Below are 25,351 nucleotides of genomic sequence, written 5' to 3'. Positions count from 1 at the left end.
AAACTCTGTTTACCTCGAATCAAATGTTAGAAAGTAATTCTGAGTTTTGGTTAGCATGTTGTTTTCTATTCTGATATATATCTGATTATTCGGATGTATTTGCTTGAATTTTGTAAAGGGTATCACTGATGGCATCATATTTTATCGAGGGTGCGAGGCGCTTTCTGTCTGACCATGAGCGAATTTTTTCAAACCCAAAAATTCAGGATTTTTATTGCGAATGGATACTACTTATTAGAGTTCGCGATAAACAATTTTTGTTGGCGGATATCCATGAGCTTGTTCATCATTACCCAAATGTTTATAAGGCATTTTTAGCAATTCAAGACTCAATAAATCTGCCGCATGAAAAGCTTTATCCAGAGCCATTGCAAAATTGGATTAATGCTGCTTTTAGACTTTGTGTGGATGTTTTGTGTGATGAAAACAAGGCCAATGTTGACGCATTGCTTCAGCACATCAATAGTGGCGGATATTACGAAGAATGCGTACCAAACTATTATCAACTTTGCGTAAAAGCTTATAAAAAAGTGAGCGAAGTATGCCGAAAGTATCCATTAGGCTCTAAAGAAATCAATCAAATAGTTAAGCACGCCTCAAACCTAACCGCTAGGGGCGGTCAATCTGACTCAGATAATCTTGCGAAAATTCTTAAATTGAACACTGATCTACTAAGTGAAAATGCCATAACAATACTTCATCTTGCCAAAAATAAGGAAGGGAAGCAGCTTGAGTTCAAATCTTCATTCGAGTATGACGTTAAATTGGAGTCAATAAAAAAGGAGCTTAAATATGAATGCACAAAGACGATAGCGGCCTTCTTGAACTCCAGAGGTGGAACGTTACTCGTTGGTGTTGATGATTATGGTAAAATTCTTGGATTACAAAAGGACTTATCTTATGTCGCTAACGTTCAAGACAACTTCCTTCTTAAGTTCAAAGATACTGTTTTCAACAGATTGGGGAGGGAAATTTCTAATTTGGTTGAATGGAGTCTTGTAGATGTTGGTACGAATTTGTTTGTGCTTATGGTTGATGTAAATCCTTCCCCATTCCCTGTTTGGGATAACAAAAGTTTTTTCATAAGGAATAATCCCTCAAGCGACCGCTTACTTGATGAAAGAGCATATAAGAGATATGTCAAAACTAGGTTTCCTGAGGAATTTGTCTCCGAATATATTGGTAAGTAGTAGCAGTTTATCTAGGCACCTATTGTTAAATTTTGACTCGAAAGTCAGTAATAGGCATTACTCGACTACCACTGGTGCGACTAATACATGAGCTGGCGAAAGCCTACAGTAGGCAAAGTTTGTCGAGACACCCATTGTTAAACTTTGCGCGTAAGCTATTGATCGTGGCTAACTTGCTTAAAGAGATATGACTGCTGAGATTGTTCGTTCGGTTTTCATGTCACGCTTAGGTGCTGTTTCAGACTAACAGAATACGATTTAGCTCGCGGAATTAAGCATTGTCATGAAAGTGACCGTTGGCGGCATGGCCGCTCTTTCACATCTAGGTGATCGCGGTATTTGCACTTCCGTATGCAGCAGATGACGCCGTTGAGCCTATAGGGACACTTCTTGTTAAACGAAAGTGCGGCGAGTTACTAGAATGGCAGTGCTTAATAGCTTAACGATTAATTTACATAATAAATCAAGTGGTTAAGGTTTGTCGTCACCAAAGACTGGTCTGCATTGGGGTGAGTCGATTTTTTCTTCTGCTGAGTGATAAGTTTGTCTGCTATTGGTATTCTGAAATCCATTCAACAGTTTAAGAATGCCACTTACACAGATCTTTTCGCGCTCTCGAACTACATGTCCGGCCTTTTTCTATGCTTAATTTACAATCCCTGGTAGGGCTTCTCTTAAAAGTTCCAACTCCTTTTTGTTTGCTTTAATCCAAAGTTTTTTCAAGTTTGGTATCGAAGCCAAGATTTCTACTGTCTCTTTAGTCTTAATTACATTTGTTTCAACAAGATACAACGCAAAAATATTTTTATTTCCACGCAACTCGTCAATACTGGACAACTGTGGGTTTCCACTGAGGTCTAAAATTTTTACGCTGTCCAGCGTTGAAATGATAGAACCAAAATCTAACTTTTGACATTTATTTAAAGATAAGTAGCTTAAATTCTGGGTGTTTCCGGTAATTTCAGAGAGTTTGCTTGCATGGGATACACTTAATGATTCAACTGAGTCTGAGCATAAATTAATTGACTCTAATGAACGAACAATGGAGCAGTTTAATGAAATTGCGACATCAACTTTTAGATTAATAACTTTGGAGTTGAATATATTTACATGCTTAATCCCGTCAACCAATTCAGATGATTCATTTTGCTCAACATAACCTTTCCGAATGAATGCCATTATGGCTTTCCAATCATCTCGCTGCCACTCAGCGTTATATACATAATCCAATATTGGTAATATAGAATCGAAGGTAGGTAATGAATTTTCCCATCTCTGCCATTCTGAAACATTTTCTGGTGCTAACTTTATATATTTCTTAAAAGATGAAATGTCCATATTATCACTTAATTAAAATTGGGTTGTCGAATTCAGAACGTTGATCTCTTCCTGTATATTTTTGCATTTCTTTTGAGAAGCGGCTCTAAATTCTGATGATTTATTCTGTCACGCTATCCCTTTACTCACTCTTATTTGAGCTGACTAAAGCTTTAAAGCGAAGGTCACTCTTGCTCGGAGGGGTAAGTGCCTCGGCTTGGGTGAGATATTGCATAGTGATGTGGATAGCATCTTGATGGTGACTAAATTCCCTAAAAATACGCTTTGCAATCAGCAGATTTAATTGATGTGTAGCTAATGAGGCATGCTCATGCTTTATCTGTAAAATAACATCTTCTAGGGAGATAGGGGGAATTTCTTCCAAGGTTATAAGAAAGGCTTTTGCGACAGTCCTGGCGTGTGATAAATAGTCTGAGTGCGCATCTAAGGCGTAAATATGCTTGAAAATGTGTTTGGCTAGGGCTTTATTGCCGTTGCGATAAAAAGATTCGCCATCAAAACAAATATCCCCTAGTCCTTCCATTATCTGTCTAGGGTTATCCGATAGAGAAAGCGCTTCAATTTCTTTTTGGTATTCCGAAAACTGATCCATATTCTCGACCTTACTGGCAATACAGTGTGACTTTTCGACTATTGAAGTGGGAAGGCTGACAATCTTAGCAAATCCACAAGGTTAAAGCGTAACGGTCTGAATAAAATCAACATCATTTCTGCAAACTCAAGCTTAATTTCGGTATAAAAAAATGCCACTACAAGGGGTTAGTGGCATAAATGCATAAGTCTGGCATACGCTTAAAAGGGTGGGTAGAAGACTGACATCTTGGCTGGGAACCGTTGCAACATCAGCCTCTACGCCGGGAAGTGGGTAAAACCTTTGGGTGTAGGGTAGTAAAACAGCGCGTTATTGCATGCTCACTGGGCCGTCGATTTTGTTAAATGTCACATCGCCAGAACCTGCCGCAAGAATCGTTAATCCCTTAGTGTTAAAGACATTAATATTGCCTGAGCCGTCTGTGATGGTCACAGCACTTTGCACATTGGCGACCTCGATGTTGCCCGAGCCGTCATCAATTGCGATATTGCCGCGAATATCGGTCACCTTGATGGCACCAGAGCCATCTTCAATGGTTAGGCTGCCGTTGATTTGGCTGATTTCAATATCACCTGAGCCATCCTCTATGTTGATATTGTTACCACCGTTGATAGTGAGCTCACCCGAACCGTCTTTGACGTTCATGTCCGACGTCATCTTGTTGATCAAAATAGCCCCTGAACTGTCATCGATATCCAGTGTAAAGAGCGCAGGGACTTGCAGTTTTAGGTCTATATAGGGCGAGTCATTATTAGAATCTGTTTGCTCAAAGTTGGCCTTGAGCTTGGCTTTATTGGCTTTTTTCTCAAGGGTGAGAATGACTTTGCTGTCATCGTTGCCGTCCTTATTGCTATAGATGTCGGCGATGAGTTTAATTTGGGCTAGGCCTTCGACACCGATAATTTCGAGACTGCCTGCGCCAGTTTCTGCAATCAGGCCTTGTAAGTCTTGGCTATCGAGTGTGAGTTCGCGTTGCTGGTGGTCTAAGTCTGGCATGCCTGCAGCGTTCACATTAAGAATGCAGCCAGTGAGCGATACTCCAGCAGTAAAAAACACTATAAAAGCGAGGGTGAATATAAATGGGCGTAGTGACATGTTAGCTTCCTTGTTTATCTGGCACTCGATTTTTTGGGTGAGTGCTGAGTCGTCTTGCGATGAATAAGACATTGCACAGCCCATGCCAATTTTAAGTTTCATTTATAATCAATTGGTTAAGCTGAAAGTGTCCGAGGTTCACTGTGCGGACATGTCCGCTACATGGGTGATTTACTCATAGATTAGTGAAATTGCTCATTTATTAAGTTAGTTTAAACTCCGTAAGTCACGCGGAATCAAAAATACAAAAAAGACAAGAAGGGATGCTGATGGATTATTTAACAACAAACAAAACGGCTTGGGATGCGCGCACTCGGGTACATTTAACTTCTGATTTTTATGATGTGGCGGGCTTTCTTAGTGGTAAGACTTCGCTGCGGGAAATTGAGCTAGGTGAACTCGAGGTTGCAGGTAAAAGTTTGCTGCATCTGCAATGTCATTTCGGCTTAGACACCTTGTCGTGGGCGCGAATAGGGGCGAGAGTCACAGGCGTCGATTTGTCAGAAGTCGCGATTGTTGAAGCGCAAAAGCTGGCAGAACGGACACAGTTGTCCGCCGAGTTTGTCTGTAGCGATGTTTACAGTGTGGCGAGCAAGGTTGAGCCTCACGATATTGTGTTTACGTCCTATGGCGCCATTGTTTGGCTGCCGGATTTAACCCTGTGGGCGCAGACGGTTGCCGACTGTTTAACACCCGGCGGACAGTTTTATATGGCCGAGTTTCATCCGGCGCAGCAGTTGTTCGATGGTTATAGCTATTTTAATCGGGGTGAGCCAGACATAGAGCTGGAAGGCACATATACCGAAAATACCGGTGATGATCAGCAAACCTTAATGTGCTGGTCGCACAGTTTATCTGAAGTGATCAATGCGTTATTGCAGGTAGGCTTAGTGTTGGAGTTCTTCCACGAGTTTGATTTCAGCCCCTATAACTGCTTTGAAGGGCTCGAAGCACAAGCCGATGGTCGTTATGTGTTAACACACCAAGGGCAGAAGGTGCCCTTGGTGTATAGCATCAGTGCGCGTAAGCCTGCGTAATCACAACCTTTTGTAATCGCGATGATCAACGACTACGGTAAACCGGATACTTAAGGTATTGGTTATCGTAGTAAGGGCTGCGTTCATAGAACCAGCGTAGGCGTGCCTCAGGATCGGCGGCAAACTCTGTATTAGTCAGTGCTTTGTCGAACTCAGCTTGTAGCTTAGGATCTTCTTTCAGCATCTTGGCAGCCAGTGGCTCTACTGCATAATCTTCAATGTATTCAGTGCGAGTGAAGATAGGATTGAAGAAACCCCATTGCAGTAAAGAATCTGGTGATTGCGGCTCAAGCAGTAAAATCGCCAGATCACCTAGCGGTTGATCCGTACTGATTTTAATGGTGCCAGCGGGCAGAGTTGTACTGACTTTGGTTAACTCTGACTCGGCTTTGACCGTTTGGCGGCCCTCAAAATCCTTAGTGTTAAACACGGGATTGCTGAGGGTATATTGTTGCAATTTCAACTCGGTTGGCTTTTTGAGCGTGGTCATGCGAATGCCATGCACGTTAAGACGATCAATCACTTGAGTCCATTGCGCTGGAATATAGTAAGCACTCGGACGAGTGACCTTAATGTCGGGCACTGTTTCAGCCATCACAGGCAAGTTAGGGTAAAGCTTAGGTTCACCTGTCCAGCGCACAACTTCAGCGCCACTGATGGGGCTCTTTTCAAGTTGATAATCTATGCCTTTAAAATCCCAGCCTTTTTCTAATGGTGCGAATTTCCAAGTAAGGGTGATTAGCGGTGAGGCGCGGTATTTATCTTCTTGAATCGCACTCTTAAGTTTCGTCGCCTGTTCACCCACGGTTTTGAGGGTTTGCGCTAACATCACATAAGTGCCGAGCACCCTTTGCTTAAAGGGCTTTAGGCTGTGGTTTTCAACCAGAATGGTGGGCAAATGGCGAGCATCGCCATAACCGTTAGAGAAGCGCGGGCTTGGATTCCACAGCGACATGCCTTTGTTAATATCGGCGTTATCCACGGCAAAAATCAGTGCGCCGGGAATATGGCCTTGTTCCGTTAATGCCGCTTCAACTGCAGGTCTGTAGCTGTTTTCGAGCCAGCGGTAACTGGCTGGGCTTAAGCCTTGGGCGAGGTTATAACCAAAGGTGACATCGTATTGATAGTCGATGCCGTCAGTAACATGCACATCGATATACAGATCCGGTTGCCATACGTTGATTGCGCGCAGCATGTGCTGCATTTCTAAGCTGTCGGCCTTAGCATAATCGCGGTTAAGGTTGAGATTATTAGCCGTAGTGCGCCAGCCCATATTCACAGGGCCACGTTGATTTACACGATTAAATTCGCCGCTGCGCTCATGGGCATCAACACTAAAAATAGGCACAAACAAGAGGTTAGCTTTATCGAGCAGGGCACTTTTATCGCCTTGGATAATGTCACGTAGCAGCATCATGCCGGCATCCTTACCATCGATTTCTCCTGCATGAATTCCCGCCTGCACTAGCACTGTCGGCTTAGTGTTTTGTTTGAGGCGTGCCGATTCATTAATGCCTTCACTGCTGGCGATATACATCCAAATATCGCGCCCTTGTGGGCTCTTACCTAAACTCACCTTTTGTAATTTATCTGTCTCGCCCGCGAGTTTGTCGAGCCAAGCGATAGTGGCATCGTAGCTTGGACTTTCAATACCGCCACTTTGCTCAAAGGGCGTCGCCCACTCGCTATCAACACTTAACATGAGCGATTCGCTGGCGCCATGCCAAGTGATGTTGGGCGGTAAAATCGCATCGTTGACAAAGGTGTTGGCTCGTTCAGGAATGGTCGCTGGTTGTGCTTCTGGCGCTGCGACTGCGGCATCGGCCAGTACATTAGTCGCAGTTTCAGTTGCTTGGCTATTCGCTGCTGGACTTGCATCCTGTGACGTTGTGATTACTGGGGAGCCAACTGCCAATGTTTCTGTGGTAGAGGCTTGCGCCATAGTGGCTGCCGGAGTTGTTTGGGTTGTGGTTTTCGCATCATTGGCAAAAGCATTCCCAGGGTAGAGATTGCCCGTAGAGAGACAGGCAATGGCGATAACGGAGAAAGAAAACAAGCGCATGAAAATAGTCCATATATCGAATTTTTATTAGGACGGTATCTTTTCATTAAACGCCCCGTTAACGCAAGGGCGGCTAAGGGTTATCCGGCATTTCTGACATGGATTTAAGCACTAAGCGGAATGGGAAAATCGACTAAGCCGTTTTGTTGGGCGTTATCTGAGAAGCTGGCCGCTTGTTATAGGCAATGTCGATAATGGCAATGTCTTTATAAAGTGCTTCGACGGCAATCGCGAGCTGATAAATTAGCCAGCTATAACCTGTGAGCGCAAATCCCTGCGGCACTTGGTCGTTTACGGCTGTCACTGGATCTGCGGTCGATGCTTGAGTGGCTGCGACTAGGGCAAGCTGGAGTCTGTGTTGCAATTCTTGATCTAAGCATTCTGGCAGTGTCGGCAATTGTTGAGCTTTACCCGCCACAAATTCTGCAAGTTGTTGCAAATAGAAGGCAAGCTCAGAGGCAACCGCATTAATCTGCAGATAGGCGTCTTTGTCTTCTTCCTGCCAGCGGGTTAAGGGTAATAGTTCGAGTAAGGTGATTAAGCGCACTTGTTTATTGGCTAGCTGCGACAGTAGCACTTTGTGTTTTTTGAGGGTTTGACTTTCCCATTCCAAGGAGAAAAACAGTTTCTTTTGAGTGAGTACGGCCTTCATCGCAGCCTCCAGTCTAGCGCGAAAATCGAGTTCATGATTGGCGGGCGCCTTAAGATGCTCGGCTAATACTTCGGCCATATTGTCGATGGCATGGGTGAGTTGGGAGCGCCAATCTTGTTTAGCTTTAATCGGAAAAATGAACAGTGAGACCAAAATAGCAATCACGCAGCCGGAGAGGATGTTGGCCGTGCGCCATAGTGCCTCAGAGGTGTCATGGTTGGCGTCGCCGACCACGATTATGATGGTAAATCCGGCCACTAAATAGGCGTAACTGTAACGTCCGGCCGAGATAAAACAAATCAAGCTAACGGCTAAGATCAGCAGGCTCATGATTAGCCAGTAACTGTCCACAGTGGCAACTAACATCACTCCATAAGCTGAGCCTAAACAAGTGCCTATCGCCCTTTGTAGCGACTTTTCAATCGCGCCGCCTACTTGAGGTAAGCTCATCATAATGATCACTATCGTGACCATGCTCCAAATAAAATGCGGTGGCGCCCAAATGGCATTAATAGTGACAGCAACGAGTAAGGCTAGCCCGAGCTTTAGGGCGTGAATTGAGCGGAAATGGCGATAGATAAAGTCGGCAAAGGGTGTGGCTGGGGCAAATACAGACATAGGGCAAAATTCCTTTGAGCTAACTTAGCGATGTTAATCTGGTGGCAGTATCGCAGAAAAACCGTGTCACTTGCGGCCATAGCGCCATAAAGAAATGTAAATTGCGAAATCTAGCAAATTGAGCTTAGTGGATGGCGCGGGAGAGATCACATTAACACTCAGATTAAATAGGCTTAACTGATGCGTGTAGAGGCAGGCCATTATACCGTGCTGCAGATATAAAAAAGGCTTGAATAAGCGTTGCCTATTCAAGCCTATATTCAAAGTGTTTGAGTTAGCTTAAGCTGCGCTCACTATCCGCTTTAACGTCAACTTCTGTGTATTTATCCATGATCAAGGCACAAGCAGCATCGCCAGTGATATTGAGTGCGGTACGGATCATGTCAAAAACCCTGTCTAACGCAAACAGCAAAGGTAAACCATCGATAGGAATTCCCGCAGCTAACAGCACTGCCACCACTAAGAAGGATGGGCCCGGCACACCTGCTTGACCAATTGCGCCTAAGGTTGAGGTGAAAATGATGGCCGCATAGGCTGTCATCGATAGATCAACGTTATACATTTGGGCGAAGAACATGGCCACTAAACCATAATAAATCGCGTTGCCGCTCATATTAATGGTGGCGCCTAACGGCAGTACAAAAGCCGTGGTTGCCTTAGAGACTTTAAGATCTTCCTCGCAGGTTTCCATATTCACTGGCAGAGTTGCCATTGAAGAGGCGGTCGATAATGCCATCACCTGCGGCTTCTTCATTGCCGAAATAAACTGGCGCGCCGACACTCTTGAGAAGAGTTGTACCACTAATGGGAAGAAGATAAAGCCGTAGATCAGAATCGCAGCAACAAACACGGCGAATAACTTAAACACGACTTCTAGTGCATCAAAACCGAAGGTGCCGACAGAATCGGCCATCAAACCAAATACACCGATAGGGGCAATGATCATCACGCAGTTGATCATCCACACAAAGGCATCGACGACTGTGTTGAGTGCGGCCAAAATAGGTTTAGCGCCATCGCCTTTAACTTTAGTCAGTGCGATGCCGAAGAAGATACTAAAGACTAAGATTTGTAATATGTTACCGCCGTTAAGCGACTCGAACACATTGGTTGGGATCATGCCGATAAAGGTATCCATTACCCCGGGCAATGCGCCATGTTCCTTAGTCACTTCCATCAAGTCTGTGCTGCTGTGGGCGGTAAAATCAACGCCTGCACCCGGTTGGAACAGATTACCCATCAAGAGTGCAAGCACAACGGCAAAGCCCGACGTGACAATAAAAAAGCCGAAAGTGCCAATACCAATCTTACCCGCCGATGGGCTATCGCCTAAGCTCGCTGCTCCGCTGATGATAGAAACCAATACCAGTGGTATCACTAGCATTTTGATTAAATGGATGAAAATGGTTCCGAGTGGTGCAAACACACTTGCACTCTCGCCCATCATAAAACCCACCAGTGCACCGATAATCATGGCAATAACCACTTGCACACCAATGTTACCTAATAAACTCTTGCTCTTCATTCTTGCGAAACTCCCCAGTTGCCGCAGCATTTTGTGTCATGCACAGACGATTTGAACCTAGACGACTCAAGCTTTAGTGATTAAGGCTTACTCTAGGCTAAAGGTTCACTCTATGTTAAAGGCAAATGCCCGACATTTTTGACCGAGTAAAGTACCACAATTGCATAGTAGGGGATTGTGAAACATCACTAACCTTGGTTTCAAAATAACCAAAGTCTAAATCACGTTAACATTAAATGAGAAATACTTAAATTTATGCGATTAAAAATGAATAAAGCTTATTTAATTGTGGAATTTTAACTGCAGAATTGATGAATTGTGATTTTGCGTTGGGTTGCAGAGTCGCGTTGGGTAGATATAACGACTGTTGAAAGTATCAATTTTAACCTTTGCTTAGTTTTTTCTGTGGTATACAACCCGTTTTTTCCATTATTTATGGATGAACTGACTGCAAGTGATTGGAAGGAGCAGATTAACTCAAAGCCATAGACTTATGTTTTTTAAGCAAGTTAACATGTCACTCTGACGTTAATATGAAGGAGACATTGGTGGATATAGGATCATTCCTTGGCGAATCAGAGCCGTTAAAAAACTGGATTAATAAGTGTATTACTCAGCGAGGCTTACAATATTGGCTTGTTTATCAAGATACTGCGGAAAATGAAACTCTCCAATTGACCACGCAGCTACTGCCAATTGTCGATGATATGAGGGATTGGTCTAATGAAGAAATCGATGAGTTTGAAGATAGTCTGATAAACAATGGTTATTGCTATCTGCTCAATATGGATCAGATTGAGGATGTGATCGATAACCTGATGCAGCAAAAAGCCCTGCCAAGTGAACAGGAACTGCTTGAAGCTATTATCTTTTACTATGAGCGAGATGCGTTTATAGATATTTAAGTGTTTATTTTTATTTTGTTGTTTCTATATAAAATAAAATTACGTGTTGTTAGCGGTAAAATACCGACGGTTAACGTCGGCATTTGTGTTTAAGGCGAGGTAATAAGTTGTGCACCATTTAGTGGTTATTGAGGTATTGAGCGCCTGTTTATTATGAATTCAATTTCGCAAGCACTCTGAATTCCTCTTGAACGCCCTAAGGCATTGCGGGGAAGGAGAGCGAGCTGCCAATCCCTAGAGGCAAGCCTAAGGCCCAATATGCCAGTAAGAAACCGCTCCAAAGTAAAAGAAAACTGATTGAAAACGGTAACATCAGTGCCACTAAGGTGCCGATGCCTGATTCCTTAACGTATTTTTGGCAAAACACCACAATTAACGGAAAGTAAGGCATCAGTGGGGTGATGATATTAGTGGATGAGTCGCCCACTCGGTAAGCGGCTTGAGTCAAATCCGGTGACACACCTAGTTCCATTAACATGGGCACCATAATGGCACCAATTAATGCCCATTTGGCTGAAGCGGAACCCACTAATAGATTGACGAATGCCGTGAGAAACACAATCCCCACCAGAGTCACGCCCATAGGAAGGGCCAATTCCTTTAACGCCAACGCGCCTTTAATGGCCATTAATGCGCCTAAATTGGATTGACCAAATGCATAAATAAACTGGGCACAGAAAAAAGCCATCACGATGTAATAACCCATGCCACTCATGGATTTACTCATGCCTTGAATAATGGCTCTGTGGTTGTTTGCCGTGCCAGCGACGTAACCATACACGATGCCGGGGATGAGGAAGAACACAAAAATAATCGCCACAATGGAGCGCATTAATGGCGCTGAAGCACTGGTTAAGGCGCCGTCAGTACCACGCCAAGCAGAGTTGTCCCCATAGGCAGTAAACACCAGTCCTAAGGCACATAACAACATGGATAGCATGGCGAATTTGAGTCCACGGCGCTCATGGGGTTGCAGTTCATCTAGGGTTGGGAGCGTGCTGGGATCGCCATTCACCGCAGTGTTTTTTAGGCGCGGCTCGATAACTTTATCCGTTAAGAACCAGCCAACTAAGATAATTAAAATGGCAGAAGTCGAAGTAAAAAAGATGTTATTTAGTGGGTTAATCGTTAATGTCGCGGCCGCGGGGTCGGCTGATAATCTTGCCGCTGCCTGAGTTAAGCCCGCTAGCATAGGATCAAGGCTGGATGGCACGCCAACGGTCGCAGAAAAACCACCGGATACGCCAGCGAAAGCGGCGGCAATACCGGCTAAGGGATGACGACCCGCGGCATAGAAGATCACCGCGCCGAGTGGGATAACGAGTACATAACCCGCATCAACCGCGACATGGCTCAGAATACCCACGGCTATCAATACCGGGGTGAGTAACATCTTGGGGGTAACAGATAAAATGGAGCGCAGCCCTGCATTAATAAAGCCAGTATGTTCAGCAACGCCTAGACCCAACATAGCAACCAGCACGACACCGAGCGGCGGGAAAGTCACAAAGGTCGTGACCATCGTCGAGGTAAACGCGGTTAGTGCACCGCCTTCGAGCATATTCACGACTTGAATCGGGTTACCAGTACGAGGGTCGATTTCATCAAAACTGACACCCGATAATCCCCAAGAGATCAGCCAGACTAAGCCCAGAAACATCGCAAATAATACCGCTGGATCAGGCAGTTTATTGCCGACGACTTCGACGCCATTGAGAAATCGCTGGAATCCAGTGACAGGTTTATGATTTTCCATTTGGGTGCCGCTTCCTAAAAATGATGATTGTTATCGGCGATTATAAAAACGCAGCATTAATTTAAGCTTGGTTTAACTAATCGATAAGAAATAAAACACATAAAAATCTATCGTAGTGGCTTTAGTGTGGGTGGATTTAATCATCACTAAATCAATTTAGCCGCAAATAAAAAGCGCGGGTTCATGACTGAACCCGCGCTTTTTTACTCAACAATGTGTTTGATTACATTATCCGAATGGAGCCGCTACGTGCTTAAGCCTTTGGGCCTGCATTGCGGATAGCGTCTGACACTTGATACTTAGCGAAGTTTTTAGTGAAAGCTTCTGCTAGCTTCTGGGCGTATTCGGCATATAGCGCTTTATCGCCCCAAGTGTTGATTGGATTGAGTAAGTTGCTGTCTACGCCTGTGACTGCCACAGGAACGGCGAGGTTCAAGGTGTCTAAGTGGACGGTTTCCACATCTTTCAACTCACCGCTGACAATCGCATCGACGATGGCGCGGGTGGTGGGGATGTCAAAACGTTTACCTACACCGTGTGGGCCACCAGTCCAACCAGTGTTGACTAAGTACACTTGGCTGCCGAAGGACTCAATGCGCTTCATCAACAGTTCTGCGTACACGCCAGCAGGGCGTGGGAAGAAAGGTGCGCCGAAGCACGTTGAGAAGGTGGATTGAATCGCTGAGGTTGAGCCGATTTCAGTCGAACCCACTTTGGCGGTATAGCCAGACAAGAAGTGGTATGCCGCTTGTTCTTTGGTCAGGATAGAAACCGGTGGTAATACGCCAGATACGTCGCAGGTTAAGAATACAACCGCATGTGGCTCAGCGCCGCAGTTGTCTTCTTTACGTTGGGCAATGTGCTCCAGCGGATAGGCTGCGCGGGTGTTTTCCGTCAGGCTGCTGTCTTTGTAGTTAGGTACGCGGTGTTCGTCCATCACGACGTTTTCAAGTACAGTGCCGAAACGAATCGCATCCCAAATCACGGGCTCATTCTTCTGGCTTAAATCGATACATTTGGCGTAGCAACCGCCTTCGATGTTGAATACGCCGCCGGGTGCCCAGCCGTGCTCATCGTCACCAATGAGGAAGCGTTTTGGATCGGCAGAGAGTGTGGTTTTACCTGTGCCAGATAAACCGAAAAACAACGTAGTGTCGCCATCTTTACCTACGTTGGCCGAGCAGTGCATTGGGAGCACGCCTTGGGCTGGCAGTAGGAAGTTTTGTACTGAGAACATAGACTTTTTCATTTCGCCAGCGTATTTCAGGCCAGCGAGCAGCACTTTACGTTCGGCGAAGTTTAAAATCACTGTCGCATCTGAGTTAGTGCCATCACGTTCTGGTACGCAAACAAAGTCAGGGGCATTGATGATCTGCCACACTGGTTTGTCTTTACGATTAAATTCTTCAGGAATGATAAATAGATTGCGGGCGAACAGTTGGTGCCAAGCGTATTGCGTGGTGACTCGTACTGGTTGGTAATGTTCAGTGTCGGCACCGACTTCGAGATCAGATACAAACAGTTCTTTATCGGCTAGGTAAGCTTCAACCCGTGCCCATAAACCTTCAAAAGCACCTGGATCGAAAGCCTGATTGACTGGGCCCCATTCGATATCAGCTTCTGAACTGGGTTCTCTTACAATGAAACGATCGCCAGGTGAGCGACCGCTGCGAGCGCCTGTTTTAGCAACTAATGCGCCATTGGCTGTCAATTCACCTTCGCCGCGTAGCAGGGCAAATTCGACAAGTTGTGCTGTTGAGGGGTTAAAGTGAACGCGGTTTAATCCATCCGCCATAGTGAGGTCTCCATTTGATTTGTAAGGTTATTTTAATATCGATCGTCTGCCGATTTAATTTTATTTATCGCCTGAGTCGTGCTAGGTGACAAAGTGAGGGCGATTGTAGCCTAAGCCGAGTGCAATGTGTGAGGGGATTATAGGTATGAATAAAAAATGGGCGCCAAATAGGGCGCCCATTTTTTAGCTGTAGTAGTTTTACTGCTGGGTTGTTGATGTCTGACCGTTAGCAAATAAGGTTGCTACGTCTATGGCATCAAAGGTGTATTTAGCGTGGCAATATTCGCAACCCATTTCTATCTTGCCATCTTCGGCCAGTATGGCTTCGATTTCTGCTTGATCTAAGGTTTTGATCGCGCCGGCACTGCGCTCATGGGAACAAGTGCATTTAAAGCTCACATCGATAGGATCAAATAAGCGTACTTCTTCCTGATGATAGAGACGATGTAACACGCTTTCTGCATCAAGAGTAAATAGCTCTTCGGCCTTGATGGTCGACGTCAGTTGGCTCAAGTGTTCGAAGTCGGCGTTGTGATCTTGCTGGCTTGGCAGAATTTGTAGGAACATGCCCGCCGCTTGTTTGCCGTCGGCAAATAACCAAATTCCCGTAGGTAACTGCTCAGATTGATTGAAGTATTCTTCAACACAGGCCGCAAGTGTTGGCTTGTCTAGTGCAACGACACCTTGGTAGCGTTCACCTTCGTCGGGTGTTAAGGTGATGACCATGTAGCCTTGGCCGAAGAGTTCTGTGAGGCTAGCATCATCGGCGAGTTCAGCATTCCAGCGAGCCACACCGCGTAACTCTTGTAAATTGTTACCGTTGATCACCGCTAAAGATACAGGGCCGTTGCCTTGTAACTGTACGCTGATATCACCGCTAAATTTCAATGTAGCGGTTAATAGTGAGGTGGCTGCCATTAATTCACCCAGTAGCACTTGCAGTACGGCTGGGTATTCTTGGGCGCTGATCACTTGTTGATAGCTGTCTTGTAACTGCACCAGTTCACCGCGCACATCGGCATTATCGAACAAGTAGCGGTGTAAAGTATCTTGGTTCATCGTGTATCTCACTGTTAAAGGTCTTTAAAGCGCATGAGCTGGCGTCGTTGCTTTTTATCTGGTTTCTGATCGGGTATCGGGTTATTGAGCATGTGGAGGCGTCGTTGCTCAGCATTAATGGCCCGTTTAGCCAGACTTGTCGCGGTTTCTTCGTACAATTCTTGTGCAATCGCACCACTTTGGCGTAATTGCGATAATTTTTTTATGACGATCTCTTTATCGTCATATCCTTGGCGTATCTTAAGGACGGCGCCTATCTCGGCATTCCTACTAGATTTGGCACGCTGGCCGTTGTAATGTACTTTGCCGCCGTTAATCATTTCTTTGGCGATGGCACGGGTTTTATAAAAACGTGCAGCCCAAAGCCACTTATCGAGTCGAATGTCTGTTTTATCGCTTTGACCTTGAGTCATAGTGTCTCCAGCTAAAAGATCGATGAGTTCACATGCCGAGCAAGAAAATGCGTGAAGAGCATTTCTATTATGTTAAAGGGTGGCGTGCTTCACACCCTTTTATGGCGGGCAAAGTTAGCATAATTGGCCTATTTTCGCCAATTTGAATGCTGTTATGGGCTTGTTGCCAAATGCTGCCTAGGTTAGCATGACACGGTAATCGCCTAATTATTATAATCAGAACAGAGACCTGTATCGAGGGTCCACATAAAATATGGATTTATTAGATAAAGTTATCGCGAAAGCCATTGGCATGCCCCATAAGCCCTTAAGCCGGATAGTCTTCTGGTTGGGTTTTATTGTGATCATGTTGTTAGCCGCGCAAATTACATGGAAATTAGTGCCTACTAGCTCATCACCCAGCGCTTGGTCGCCAACGCCCGTCAACCTGACGGGTAAAGGTGCTGGGCAGGTTGATCTTGCGGGTTTACAGCAGCTTGGTCTCTTTGGTAAGGCAGATGCTAAATCTGAAAAGCCAAAAACTGAGGTTGTTGAGACTGTGACCGACGCGCCTAAGACCACGCTCTCTATTCAGCTCACTGGCGTTGTTGCATCGACAGCGGATCAGAAAGGCTTAGCGATCATTGAGTCAAACGGCAGCCAAGAGACCTACAGCTTAGGCGATAAAATTAAGGGCACTTCGGCATCACTGAAAGAAGTCTATGCCGACCGTATTATCATCACTAACGCTGGCCGTTACGAGACATTAATGCTCGATGGCTTAGTTTACACTAGCCAAAGCCCAGCCAATCAGCAGTTACAACAAGCTAAGACTAATAAGACTGGATCGGCAGTGAGCCGTGTCGATCAACGTAAAAATGCCGAAATCTCCCAAGAACTCGCCGAATCCCGCACCGAATTGTTAGCCGACCCCAGTAAGATCACCGATTATATTGCCATTTCACCTGTCAGACAGGGTGACGCTGTGGCGGGATATCGCTTGAATCCAGGGAAAGACGCCAATTTGTTTAAGCAGGCGGGTTTTAAAGCTAACGATTTAGCCAAATCGATTAATGGATACGACTTGACCGTAATGAGTCAAGCGTTAGAAATGATGAGCCAATTACCCGAGTTAACCGAAGTTTCTATTATGGTTGAGCGGGAAGGACAATTGGTTGAAATCATGTTTAGTTTGCCGCAATAACACGCGTTAGAGGAAAGAAAAAGAATGAATAACAAAAGGATTCGACGCAAGCTGATTGCTGGGGTTGTTGCGGGTGCAGCCATGTTCTCCTCCCAATTCGCTTGGTCTGAACAGTATGCGGCCAACTTTAAAGGCACGGATATTCAAGAATTTATCAATATCGTTGGTAAAAACCTGAATAAGACCATCATAGTTGACCCGACAATTCGCGGCAAAATCAACGTTCGCAGTTATGATCTGTTGAACGATGAACAGTATTACCAGTTTTTCCTCAACGTCTTACAAGTTTACGGTTATGCCATCGTTGAGATGGAAAATAACGTTATTAAAGTCATCAAAGACAAAGATGCCAAAACCGCTGCAATTCGAGTCGCTAACGATAATGACCCCGGCCTTGGTGATGAAATGGTGACGCGTATCGTGGCCTTGTATAACACTGAGGCTAAGCAATTAGCGCCGTTATTACGTCAACTTAATGATAATGCGGGTGGCGGCAACGTAGTGAACTACGACCCCTCCAATGTCTTGATGTTGTCTGGCCGTGCTGCTGTAGTGAACAAGTTAGTCGAAATTATCCGCCGAGTGGATAAGCAAGGCGATACCTCGGTGCAAGTGGTGCCGTTAGAATTTGCCTCCGCGGGTGAAATGGTGCGAATTATCGATACCCTTTATCGTGCTACCGCTAACCAATCTCAATTGCCAGGCCAAGCGCCAAAAGTGGTTGCTGACGAACGTATCAATGCCGTAGTCGTGAGCGGTGATGAGAAGAGCCGCCAACGTGTGGTCGAGCTTATCCGTCGTCTCGATGCCGAACAAGCCAGCACAGGTAACACAAAAGTTCGTTATCTACGTTATGCCAAAGCAGAAGATTTAGTTGAAGTGCTGACCGGTTTTGCCCAAAAGTTGGAAGGCGAGAAAGATCCGAGCGCTCAGGCTGCAGGTGGTAAACGCCGTAATGAAATTAATATCATGGCACATACTGAAACCAACGCCTTAGTGATCAGTGCTGAACCCGATCAGATGCGCACTATCGAGAGCGTGATTAATCAACTCGACATCCGCCGTGCTCAGGTACTCGTAGAAGCCATTATCGTGGAAGTCGCCGAAGGCGATAGCGTCGGCTTTGGGGTCCAATGGGCCGCGAAAGCGGGTGGTGGTACTCAGTTTAATAACTTAGGCCCAACCATAGGTGAAATTGGTGCAGGTGTATGGCAGGCGCAAGATCAAGAAGGGACATTCATCACTAACCCGAGCACTGGTCAGGTGATAGGTCAAAACCCGAGTACTAAGGGAGATGTGACGCTACTCGCCCAAGCCTTAGGTAAAGTGAACGGTATGGCTTGGGGCGTGGCCATGGGCGACTTTGGTGCCTTAATTCAAGCAGTGTCGAGTGACACTAACTCAAACGTACTGGCAACGCCTTCTATTACGACCTTAGATAACCAAGAGGCCTCGTTTATTGTGGGTGACGAAGTGCCTATTCTGACAGGTTCTACCGCCAGCTCGAGCAACAGTAACCCATTCCAAACCGTTGAGCGTAAAGAGGTTGGGGTTAAACTGAAAGTGGTGCCGCAGATCAACGAAGGCAGCTCAGTTAAGCTGACGATTGAACAGGAGGTTTCTGGGGTTAACGGTAATACAGGCGTGGATATTTCCTTCGCGACTCGTCGCTTAACCACTACCGTTATGGCGGATTCTGGTCAAATTGTGGTACTCGGTGGTTTGATCAACGAAGAAGTACAAGAAAGTATACAAAAAGTACCGTTCTTGGGGGATATCCCTATTCTAGGACATTTGTTTAAATCTTCCTCGAGCAAAAAAACGAAGAAAAACCTCATGATCTTCATCAAGCCAACGATTATACGTGATGGCATCACGATGGAAGGGATTGCTGGACGTAAATATAATTATTTCAGAGCATTACAGCTTGAACAGCAAGAGCGTGGCGTTAACTTAATGCCTGATACTAAAGTGCCTGTACTAGATGAATGGAATCAGTCTGAGTATTTACCACCTGAAGTTAATGAGATTTTAGAGCGTTATAAAGAAGGTAAAGGTTTAGAGACCCAGATGCGTAAAACGGATCCAACGCTCAAAACGCTCGATGAAAACAAAAACAAAGATAAAACCAATGAGTGAAATTCAACTATCCCAAGTCGATGACCTCAGCCAAGTCTCTAATGAGCTAGGCCTTGAAGCTGAAGGTGATGAGGTATTTCGTTCGAGCAGTAAAGAGCGTTTACCTTTTGCCTTCGCACACCGCCACGATGTGGTGCTCGCGCTGGGTGAAACGGGCGCGTTAAGCTTGTTTTATACGAGTAAAACACCCTTAACGGCTATGCTCGAAGCACGGCGTTATTCGGGTGTTGATTTGCCTTTGGTTAAGCTCGAAGTGGCGAAGTTTGAGGCCAAACTCACTCAAGCATATCAGGCGAACTCGTCTGAAGCGCAGCAGTTGATGGAAGACATAGGCAACGAGATGGATTTATTCACCCTTGCCGAAGAGCTGCCGCAGACCGAAGACTTACTTGAAGGTGATGATGATGCGCCTATCATCAAATTGATTAATGCCTTGTTATCTGAAGCGATTAAAGAAGAAGCGTCGGATATCCATATCGAAACCTATGAGAAACAGCTTGTGGTGCGTTTCCGTATCGATGGTGTGCTCAAAGAGGTCCTCAAGCCAAACCGTAAACTGTCGTCGCTGTTAGTGTCGCGGATTAAGGTTATGGCTCGCCTCGATATCGCCGAAAAACGTGTGCCACAGGATGGCCGTATTTCGCTGCGAATCGCAGGTCGTGCGGTAGATGTGCGGGTATCGACCATGCCATCGAGCCACGGTGAACGTGTTGTACTGCGTCTGCTGGATAAAAATACTGGCAACCTCGATTTAGAACAATTGGGGATGACAGACAGTATTCGCGTTAAGTTTGAAGATCTTATTCGTCGTCCTCACGGGATCATTTTGGTGACTGGCCCAACGGGCTCGGGTAAAAGTACCACTTTGTATGCGGGTCTGACGGAGATCAACTCCAAAGACACCAACATACTCACAGTAGAAGACCCTATCGAATACGAGTTAGACGGTATCGGTCAGACCCAAGTTAACACTAAGGCCGACATGACTTTCGCCCGTGGTCTGCGCGCTATTTTGCGTCAAGATCCCGATGTCGTGATGATAGGTGAGATCCGTGACCTCGAAACTGCGCAAATTGCGGTGCAAGCGTCACTCACTGGCCACATGGTGATTTCAACCCTGCATACCAACACAGCGTCTGGCGCGATTACACGTTTGCAAGACATGGGCGTAGAGCCATTCCTCGTGTCTTCAAGTTTGCTCGGCGTGTTGGCTCAACGTTTGATCCGAACCCTTTGTCCTAAATGTAAAATCGAGCATGTGCCCGATGCGCGTGAGCGTGAGTTGCTGGGCATAGCCGCCGATGACGACAGACGTATTTTCCGTGCCAATGGCTGTAAATCCTGTGGTAACAATGGCTACCGTGGTCGAACCGGTATTCATGAGCTTTTACTGGTTGACGATAATGTGCGTGAATTGATCCATGGCGGCCGCGGTGAGTTAGCCATCGAAAAGTATATTCGTCAGTTTGTACCGAGCATTCGTCACGATGGCATGAGCAAAGTGCTCGCGGGCATCACCACTCTCGAAGAAGTGCTACGTGTGACTCGCGAGGAGTAATTTATGCCAGCATTTGAATATAAGGCACTGGATGCCAAGGGAAAGCAGCTTAAGGGCGTGATTGAGGCGGATACCGCCAGACACGCCCGCAGCCAACTGCGCGATCAGCGCATGATGCCCTTGGAAATACTGCCTGTTACTGAAAAAGAAGCCAAAGCTAAGAGCAGCAGTTTTTCATTTTTCAAACGTGGTATTTCAGTTGCTGAATTAGCTTTGATCACCCGCCAAATTGCGACCTTAGTGGCCGCGGGTTTACCGATTGAAGAATCCCTTAAAGCCGTTGGTCAGCAGTGCGAGAAAGATCGTCTCGCGAGCATGATTATGGCGGTACGTTCTCGGGTGGTGGAAGGTTATAGTCTGGCCGATTCCTTGGCTGAATTTCCGCATATTTTCGATGATTTATACCGTGCCATGGTGGCCTCGGGTGAAAAATCAGGTCACTTAGAAGTGGTGCTTAATCGTCTGGCGGATTATACCGAGCGACGCCAACAGCTTAAATCTAAGCTGACCCAAGCCATGATTTATCCCGCGGTTTTGACCACAGTGGCGATAGGGGTGATTTCAATCCTGCTAGCAGCGGTTGTGCCTAAAGTGGTCGGACAGTTTGAGCACATGGGCGCTGAGCTTCCCGCCTCGACCCGATTTTTGATCTCGGCCTCTGACTTTGTTCAAAACTATGGTGTGTTTGTGGTCATCGCCTTAGTGCTGCTGTTCGCACTCTTTCGGCGCATGTTAAAGTCACCTGCGTTTCGGATGAAGTACGATAATTTTTTATTGAGCATGCCGGTTGTTGGCCGCGTGAGTAAGGGATTAAATACGGCGCGTTTTGCTCGGACGTTAAGTATCTTATCCGCCAGTTCAGTGCCTTTGCTCGATGGTATGCGTATCGCCAGTGAAGTGTTGCAGAATATGCGAGTGCGCGCCGCAGTTGACGATGCGACCGCACGCGTGCGGGAAGGAACTAGCTTAGGTGCAGCGTTGACTAATACTAAGTTGTTTCCGGCTATGATGTTATACATGATTGCGTCGGGCGAGAAGAGTGGTCAACTTGAGCAGATGTTAGAGCGGGCCGCCGATAACCAAGACAGGGAATTCGAAGGTAACGTCAACATAGCATTGGGTGTATTCGAGCCTATGCTGGTGGTCAGTATGGCGTGTGTTGTGCTCTTTATCGTGATGGCAATTTTGCAGCCAATTTTAGCCTTGAATAACTTGATTAGCGGTTAATTTTTGAATTTATGGATTATGACCAAGTCGATTGGCATAGGATTTTTTAGGAGAAGTAGTCGATGCAAATGAACAAGAAACATCAAGGTTTTACCTTACTCGAAGTGATGGTTGTTATCGTGATTTTAGGGATTTTAGCCTCTATGGTTGTGCCTAACTTGATGGGTAACAAAGACAAGGCTGACCAACAAAAAGCCGTGTCTGACATAGTTGCACTCGAAAATGCCTTAGATATGTATAAGTTAGATAACGGTGTCTATCCATCGACCGAACAAGGCTTAGAAGCATTAGTGCAAAAGCCTACGATTTCGCCTGAGCCACGTAACTACCGTGAAGATGGTTATGTAAAACGTTTGCCAGAAGATCCATGGCGCAATAACTACCTGTTGTTAAGCCCTGGCGAAAACGGCAAGTTAGATATTTTCAGTGCAGGCCCCGATGGTCAACCAGGTACCGAAGATGACATCGGTAACTGGAATTTACAGAATTTCCAATAAGATGCTAAAGCTGCGTCACGCTGGTTTCACCTTAATGGAGGTGATGCTAGTGATTTTGTTGATGGGGCTCACGGCTGCGGCCGTGACTATGTCTATCGGCAATTCTGGGCCGCAACAGGCCTTAGATAGAACGGCGCGGCAGTTTATTGCGGCCACTGAAATGGTGCTTGATGAAACTGTTTTAAGTGGCCAGTTTATTGGTATTGTGATTGAGAAAACCAGTTATCAGTTTGTTTTTTATAAAGACGGTAAGTGGGAGCCTTTGGATAAAGACAGACTCTTATCTGAAAAGCAAATGGAGCCAGGGGTTGTACTGAACTTAGTGCTCGATGGTTTACCTTTGGTACAAGAGGATGAGAAAGACGATTCTTGGTTTGAAGAACCGCTGATTGAACCCTCTGCCGATGATAAGAAGAAACACCCTGAGCCACAGGTCATGCTATTCCCGAGCGGTGAAATGAGCGCTTTTGAGCTGACGTTTATCGCTAAAACTAACAAAGGCCAGCAGGCCGAAACGTTAGTGGTCGGTGATGCGCTGGGTAGATTAACCATAGGGCGCCCCGATGAAACGCGTTAAGGGCATGACCCTACTCGAAGTGATTGTGGCCCTTGCCGTATTTTCGATTGCGGCCGTGTCTATCACTAAAAGTTTGGGCGAGCAGATGGCAAACATGCCGATTCTGGAATCGCGCACTTTAGCACAGTGGGTGGCTGATAATCAGATGGTCGATGCCAGACTTGATCCACAGTTTCCTGAAATCGGTAAAAAAGAAGGTCAAGTTGAGCTCGCAGGAAAGGATTGGTATTGGCGTAAAGAAGTGGTGAAAACGACGGACGATAATTTTCGTATGATCCGCATAAGTGTGAGTGAAGACGAACGCTATCAGCGTATTGCCGCACAAGTGAGCAGTTATGTCCTTAAAACTAACTAGTGCGCAGCGGGGATTCACCCTGCTGGAAATGCTGATCGCCATCGCGATTTTCGCCATGATAGGTTTGGCTTCTAATGCGGTACTCAGCACAGTGCTGACTAACGATGAAGTGACGCGCGCGTTTTCAACTCGGCTTAAAGCTCTACAGCAAGGTTTTGGTGCGATTGAGCGTGATCTCGCCCAAATGGTGGCGCGCACGCCAAGATTACTCGAAGGTGGTCGAGGTTCGACCGTCTTCCAAACGGGCAATGATATCTTAGATTCGGAATCAGAAGCCTTAGTGTTTTACCGTTTAGGCTGGTTAAATCCCGACGGTTTATTACCGCGAGGCAGCTTACAGTCGGTGGCGTATGTGGTGCATGAAGGGCGGCTGGAACGTTGGTATTTTCCTTATCCTGAGCCTGAATTTGGCGCCGAGCCGATTAAGACAGTGATTATCGACAAAGTGCTATCGGTGGAATATTCCTTCTTCATGGAAGACAAGTGGGAGCGCAAGGTCGAGGCGACTAAGTTGCCTAAAGCGATCGCCATGGAGATTGAGATTGAAGGTTTAGGCAAGATCCAACGTAAGTTCTTGTTGCCGCTGGGTGCTGTTGCACCAGAAAAGTCTAAGGATGACGATAATAAAGACGAAAATCCGGACGATACGAACAAAGATAAAGACAAAGATGGTGATGGAGTCGATGATGGCTCGGGGAACGATCCAGGTGACGGTTCTGGTGATCCAGGTGATGGTGACCCTGAAGATGAGGGCCGCGAATGAGAACCCAATCTCGGTCTAAACAGCGCGGTGTCGCACTGATAGTTGTGCTCTTGATTGTGGCCATGGTGGTGATCATCGCGACAAACATCACAGGCCGTAATCAGTTATCCATGCGTCGAACGTTGAACTTGGCCCAGTACGATCAAGCCTATTGGTACGCGATTTCTGCCGAAGAACTGGCGAAGAAAATTTTAAAACAAGATTTAGACGACTCGGAAGGTCGGGTCCACAGGCAACAATATTGGGCCATGGCCGATGTAGTGTTTCCGGCGGAATACGGTGAAATTGCTGGCAAGATCACTGATATGCGTGCCTGTTTTAACTTAAATGCCTTGTCTGTGACCACGAAAGAGGTGGAAAACAGTCAACCTAAGCTGCCGCTGGCGGCTAAGCAATATAAGGCCTTGTTGGTGAGTTTAGGGATGGACGACTTTAGTGCGGACCGTCTGACCCAGACCTTAAAAGATTATATCGACGAAGACACCACTGCTAGCCCTTATGGTGCCGAAGATGCGGAATACGAAGCGCGAAATGTGCCTTACCGTGCGGCCAATACGCTGATGAATCATCGCAGTGAATTACGGGCAGTGATGGGATACACCCAAGATATCTATTTGAAACTCTTGCCCTATGTATGCGTTATCCCTGGCAATGACAGGCAATTACTGAATGTGAATACCTTGGAAGTTGAGCAAGCGGCACTGTTGGCTGGCATGCTCGAAAATCAGATTTCGGTAGGCGAAGCAGAAAGTATCATCAACCAACGCCCCGGTGATGGCTTTGCCAAGATAGATGATTTTTATGAAAGCTCATCCATGGGATCGATCAAGTGGGAAGGTGCCATGAAGTCGAGCTTTGTCATCGATAGCCAATATTTTTTATTGGCCTCGGGGGCGAAGGTTGATAACGCCGTATTTAGAATGGAAAGTGTGCTCAAAAAGAGCGGCGGCAATAAAATGGAAGTGCTCACCCGTCAGTTTGGTGGACAAAAATAATGGCAGTGCTCACCCGTCAG

The 25,351-nt window shown here is 46.0% G+C and carries 22 protein-coding genes; 12 read left to right on the top strand and 10 right to left on the bottom strand.

What is annotated here, in order from left to right; all coding sequences use genetic code 11:
* The first annotated feature begins 128 nt into the window (after nucleotides 1-128).
* The gene (locus tag KFE26_RS14385) at nucleotides 129-1,190 is read left to right on the top strand and encodes a helix-turn-helix domain-containing protein (RefSeq protein WP_198573361.1); all 1,062 of its coding nucleotides are present in this window, start codon (nucleotides 129-131) and stop codon (nucleotides 1,188-1,190) included.
* Between the two features lie 645 nt (nucleotides 1,191-1,835).
* Here KFE26_RS14385 and KFE26_RS14380 read toward each other — a convergent pair.
* The 3 genes from KFE26_RS14380 to KFE26_RS14370 form a co-directional block, all read right to left on the bottom strand.
* A complete protein-coding gene (locus KFE26_RS14380; protein WP_198573360.1) occupies nucleotides 1,836-2,528 on the bottom strand; it encodes a hypothetical protein in 693 nt (230 codons plus the stop codon).
* Nucleotides 2,529-2,649: 121 nt separating this feature from the next.
* Nucleotides 2,650-3,120, bottom strand: coding sequence for a hypothetical protein (locus tag KFE26_RS14375; protein WP_198573359.1), 471 nt, complete (start codon nucleotides 3,118-3,120; stop codon nucleotides 2,650-2,652).
* A gap of 309 nt (nucleotides 3,121-3,429) precedes the next feature.
* On the bottom strand, nucleotides 3,430-4,215 hold the full coding sequence (locus tag KFE26_RS14370; RefSeq protein WP_212600834.1) for a DUF4097 family beta strand repeat-containing protein: 786 nt from the start codon (nucleotides 4,213-4,215) through the stop codon (nucleotides 3,430-3,432).
* Between the two features lie 269 nt (nucleotides 4,216-4,484).
* On the opposite strand from KFE26_RS14370, the gene KFE26_RS14365 reads away from it, so the two are divergent.
* Entirely contained in the window at nucleotides 4,485-5,252 is a 768-nt protein-coding gene (locus KFE26_RS14365) for a bifunctional 2-polyprenyl-6-hydroxyphenol methylase/3-demethylubiquinol 3-O-methyltransferase UbiG (RefSeq protein ID WP_212600809.1), read from the top strand.
* Nucleotides 5,253-5,277: 25 nt separating this feature from the next.
* Here KFE26_RS14365 and KFE26_RS14360 read toward each other — a convergent pair whose 3' ends face one another.
* The 3 genes from KFE26_RS14360 to KFE26_RS14350 form a co-directional block, all read right to left on the bottom strand.
* On the bottom strand, nucleotides 5,278-7,314 hold the full coding sequence (locus tag KFE26_RS14360; RefSeq protein WP_212600808.1) for a M14 family metallopeptidase: 2,037 nt from the start codon (nucleotides 7,312-7,314) through the stop codon (nucleotides 5,278-5,280).
* A 133-nt stretch (nucleotides 7,315-7,447) separates the two neighbouring features.
* The gene (locus KFE26_RS14355) at nucleotides 7,448-8,584 is read right to left on the bottom strand and encodes an FUSC family protein (protein ID WP_131525700.1); all 1,137 of its coding nucleotides are present in this window, start codon (nucleotides 8,582-8,584) and stop codon (nucleotides 7,448-7,450) included.
* Nucleotides 8,585-8,858: 274 nt separating this feature from the next.
* Nucleotides 8,859-10,109, bottom strand: a complete 1,251-nt coding sequence (locus KFE26_RS14350) for a dicarboxylate/amino acid:cation symporter (protein ID WP_131525701.1) — start codon at nucleotides 10,107-10,109, stop codon at nucleotides 8,859-8,861.
* A gap of 548 nt (nucleotides 10,110-10,657) precedes the next feature.
* Here KFE26_RS14350 and KFE26_RS14345 point away from each other — a divergent pair.
* Entirely contained in the window at nucleotides 10,658-11,014 is a 357-nt protein-coding gene (locus KFE26_RS14345) for a hypothetical protein (protein WP_105250987.1), read from the top strand.
* A 196-nt stretch (nucleotides 11,015-11,210) separates the two neighbouring features.
* Here KFE26_RS14345 and KFE26_RS14340 read toward each other — a convergent pair whose 3' ends face one another.
* The 4 genes from KFE26_RS14340 to hslR form a co-directional block, all read right to left on the bottom strand.
* Nucleotides 11,211-12,770 (bottom strand): AbgT family transporter, encoded by a 1,560-nt coding sequence (locus KFE26_RS14340; protein WP_212600807.1) that lies wholly within the window; start codon nucleotides 12,768-12,770, stop codon nucleotides 11,211-11,213.
* Between the two features lie 253 nt (nucleotides 12,771-13,023).
* Nucleotides 13,024-14,565, bottom strand: coding sequence for a phosphoenolpyruvate carboxykinase (locus KFE26_RS14335; protein ID WP_173497001.1), 1,542 nt, complete (start codon nucleotides 14,563-14,565; stop codon nucleotides 13,024-13,026).
* A 198-nt stretch (nucleotides 14,566-14,763) separates the two neighbouring features.
* Complete coding sequence (gene hslO / locus KFE26_RS14330; RefSeq protein WP_105250990.1) at nucleotides 14,764-15,624, bottom strand: Hsp33 family molecular chaperone HslO; 861 nt, start codon at nucleotides 15,622-15,624, stop codon at nucleotides 14,764-14,766.
* Between the two features lie 14 nt (nucleotides 15,625-15,638).
* Nucleotides 15,639-16,037 carry a ribosome-associated heat shock protein Hsp15 gene (gene hslR / locus KFE26_RS14325; protein ID WP_011848177.1) on the bottom strand — a complete coding sequence of 133 codons (399 nt, stop codon included), beginning with the start codon at nucleotides 16,035-16,037 and terminating at the stop codon, nucleotides 15,639-15,641.
* A 253-nt stretch (nucleotides 16,038-16,290) separates the two neighbouring features.
* Here hslR and gspC point away from each other — a divergent pair, with 253 nt between their 5' ends.
* The 9 genes from gspC to gspK all read left to right on the top strand — a co-directional run bounded on the left by gspC (nucleotide 16,291) and on the right by gspK (nucleotide 25,331).
* On the top strand, nucleotides 16,291-17,220 hold the full coding sequence (gene gspC / locus KFE26_RS14320; protein WP_131525237.1) for a type II secretion system protein GspC: 930 nt from the start codon (nucleotides 16,291-16,293) through the stop codon (nucleotides 17,218-17,220).
* A 24-nt stretch (nucleotides 17,221-17,244) separates the two neighbouring features.
* The gene (gspD, locus tag KFE26_RS14315; protein ID WP_212600806.1) at nucleotides 17,245-19,359 is read left to right on the top strand and encodes a type II secretion system secretin GspD; all 2,115 of its coding nucleotides are present in this window, start codon (nucleotides 17,245-17,247) and stop codon (nucleotides 19,357-19,359) included.
* Nucleotides 19,352-20,917 carry a type II secretion system ATPase GspE gene (gene gspE, locus KFE26_RS14310; protein ID WP_212600805.1) on the top strand — a complete coding sequence of 522 codons (1,566 nt, stop codon included), beginning with the start codon at nucleotides 19,352-19,354 and terminating at the stop codon, nucleotides 20,915-20,917. Before gspD ends, gspE begins: the two co-directional genes overlap by 8 nt.
* A gap of 3 nt (nucleotides 20,918-20,920) precedes the next feature.
* Nucleotides 20,921-22,144 (top strand): type II secretion system inner membrane protein GspF, encoded by a 1,224-nt coding sequence (gene gspF / locus KFE26_RS14305; RefSeq protein ID WP_105250995.1) that lies wholly within the window; start codon nucleotides 20,921-20,923, stop codon nucleotides 22,142-22,144.
* A gap of 62 nt (nucleotides 22,145-22,206) precedes the next feature.
* Entirely contained in the window at nucleotides 22,207-22,641 is a 435-nt protein-coding gene (gene gspG, locus KFE26_RS14300; protein WP_105250996.1) for a type II secretion system major pseudopilin GspG, read from the top strand.
* Nucleotide 22,642: 1 nt separating this feature from the next.
* Nucleotides 22,643-23,218: a type II secretion system minor pseudopilin GspH gene (gspH, locus tag KFE26_RS14295; protein ID WP_131525242.1), complete on the top strand. Its 576-nt coding sequence runs from the start codon at nucleotides 22,643-22,645 to the stop codon at nucleotides 23,216-23,218.
* Nucleotides 23,205-23,573 (top strand): type II secretion system minor pseudopilin GspI, encoded by a 369-nt coding sequence (gspI, locus tag KFE26_RS14290; RefSeq protein ID WP_105250998.1) that lies wholly within the window; start codon nucleotides 23,205-23,207, stop codon nucleotides 23,571-23,573. Before gspH ends, gspI begins: the two co-directional genes overlap by 14 nt.
* The gene (gspJ, locus tag KFE26_RS14285; RefSeq protein ID WP_105250999.1) at nucleotides 23,554-24,336 is read left to right on the top strand and encodes a type II secretion system minor pseudopilin GspJ; all 783 of its coding nucleotides are present in this window, start codon (nucleotides 23,554-23,556) and stop codon (nucleotides 24,334-24,336) included. Before gspI ends, gspJ begins: the two co-directional genes overlap by 20 nt.
* Nucleotides 24,333-25,331, top strand: coding sequence for a type II secretion system minor pseudopilin GspK (gspK, locus tag KFE26_RS14280; protein ID WP_105251000.1), 999 nt, complete (start codon nucleotides 24,333-24,335; stop codon nucleotides 25,329-25,331). Before gspJ ends, gspK begins: the two co-directional genes overlap by 4 nt.
* Nucleotides 25,332-25,351: the final 20 nt, after the last annotated feature.

The sequence above is a fragment of the Shewanella sp. M16 genome (assembly GCF_018224605.1).
GTDB classification, from domain to species: domain Bacteria; phylum Pseudomonadota; class Gammaproteobacteria; order Enterobacterales; family Shewanellaceae; genus Shewanella; species Shewanella oncorhynchi.
The sequence above is the reverse complement of the archived record's forward strand: the minus strand, read 5'-3'. Positions and strand labels throughout refer to the sequence as shown.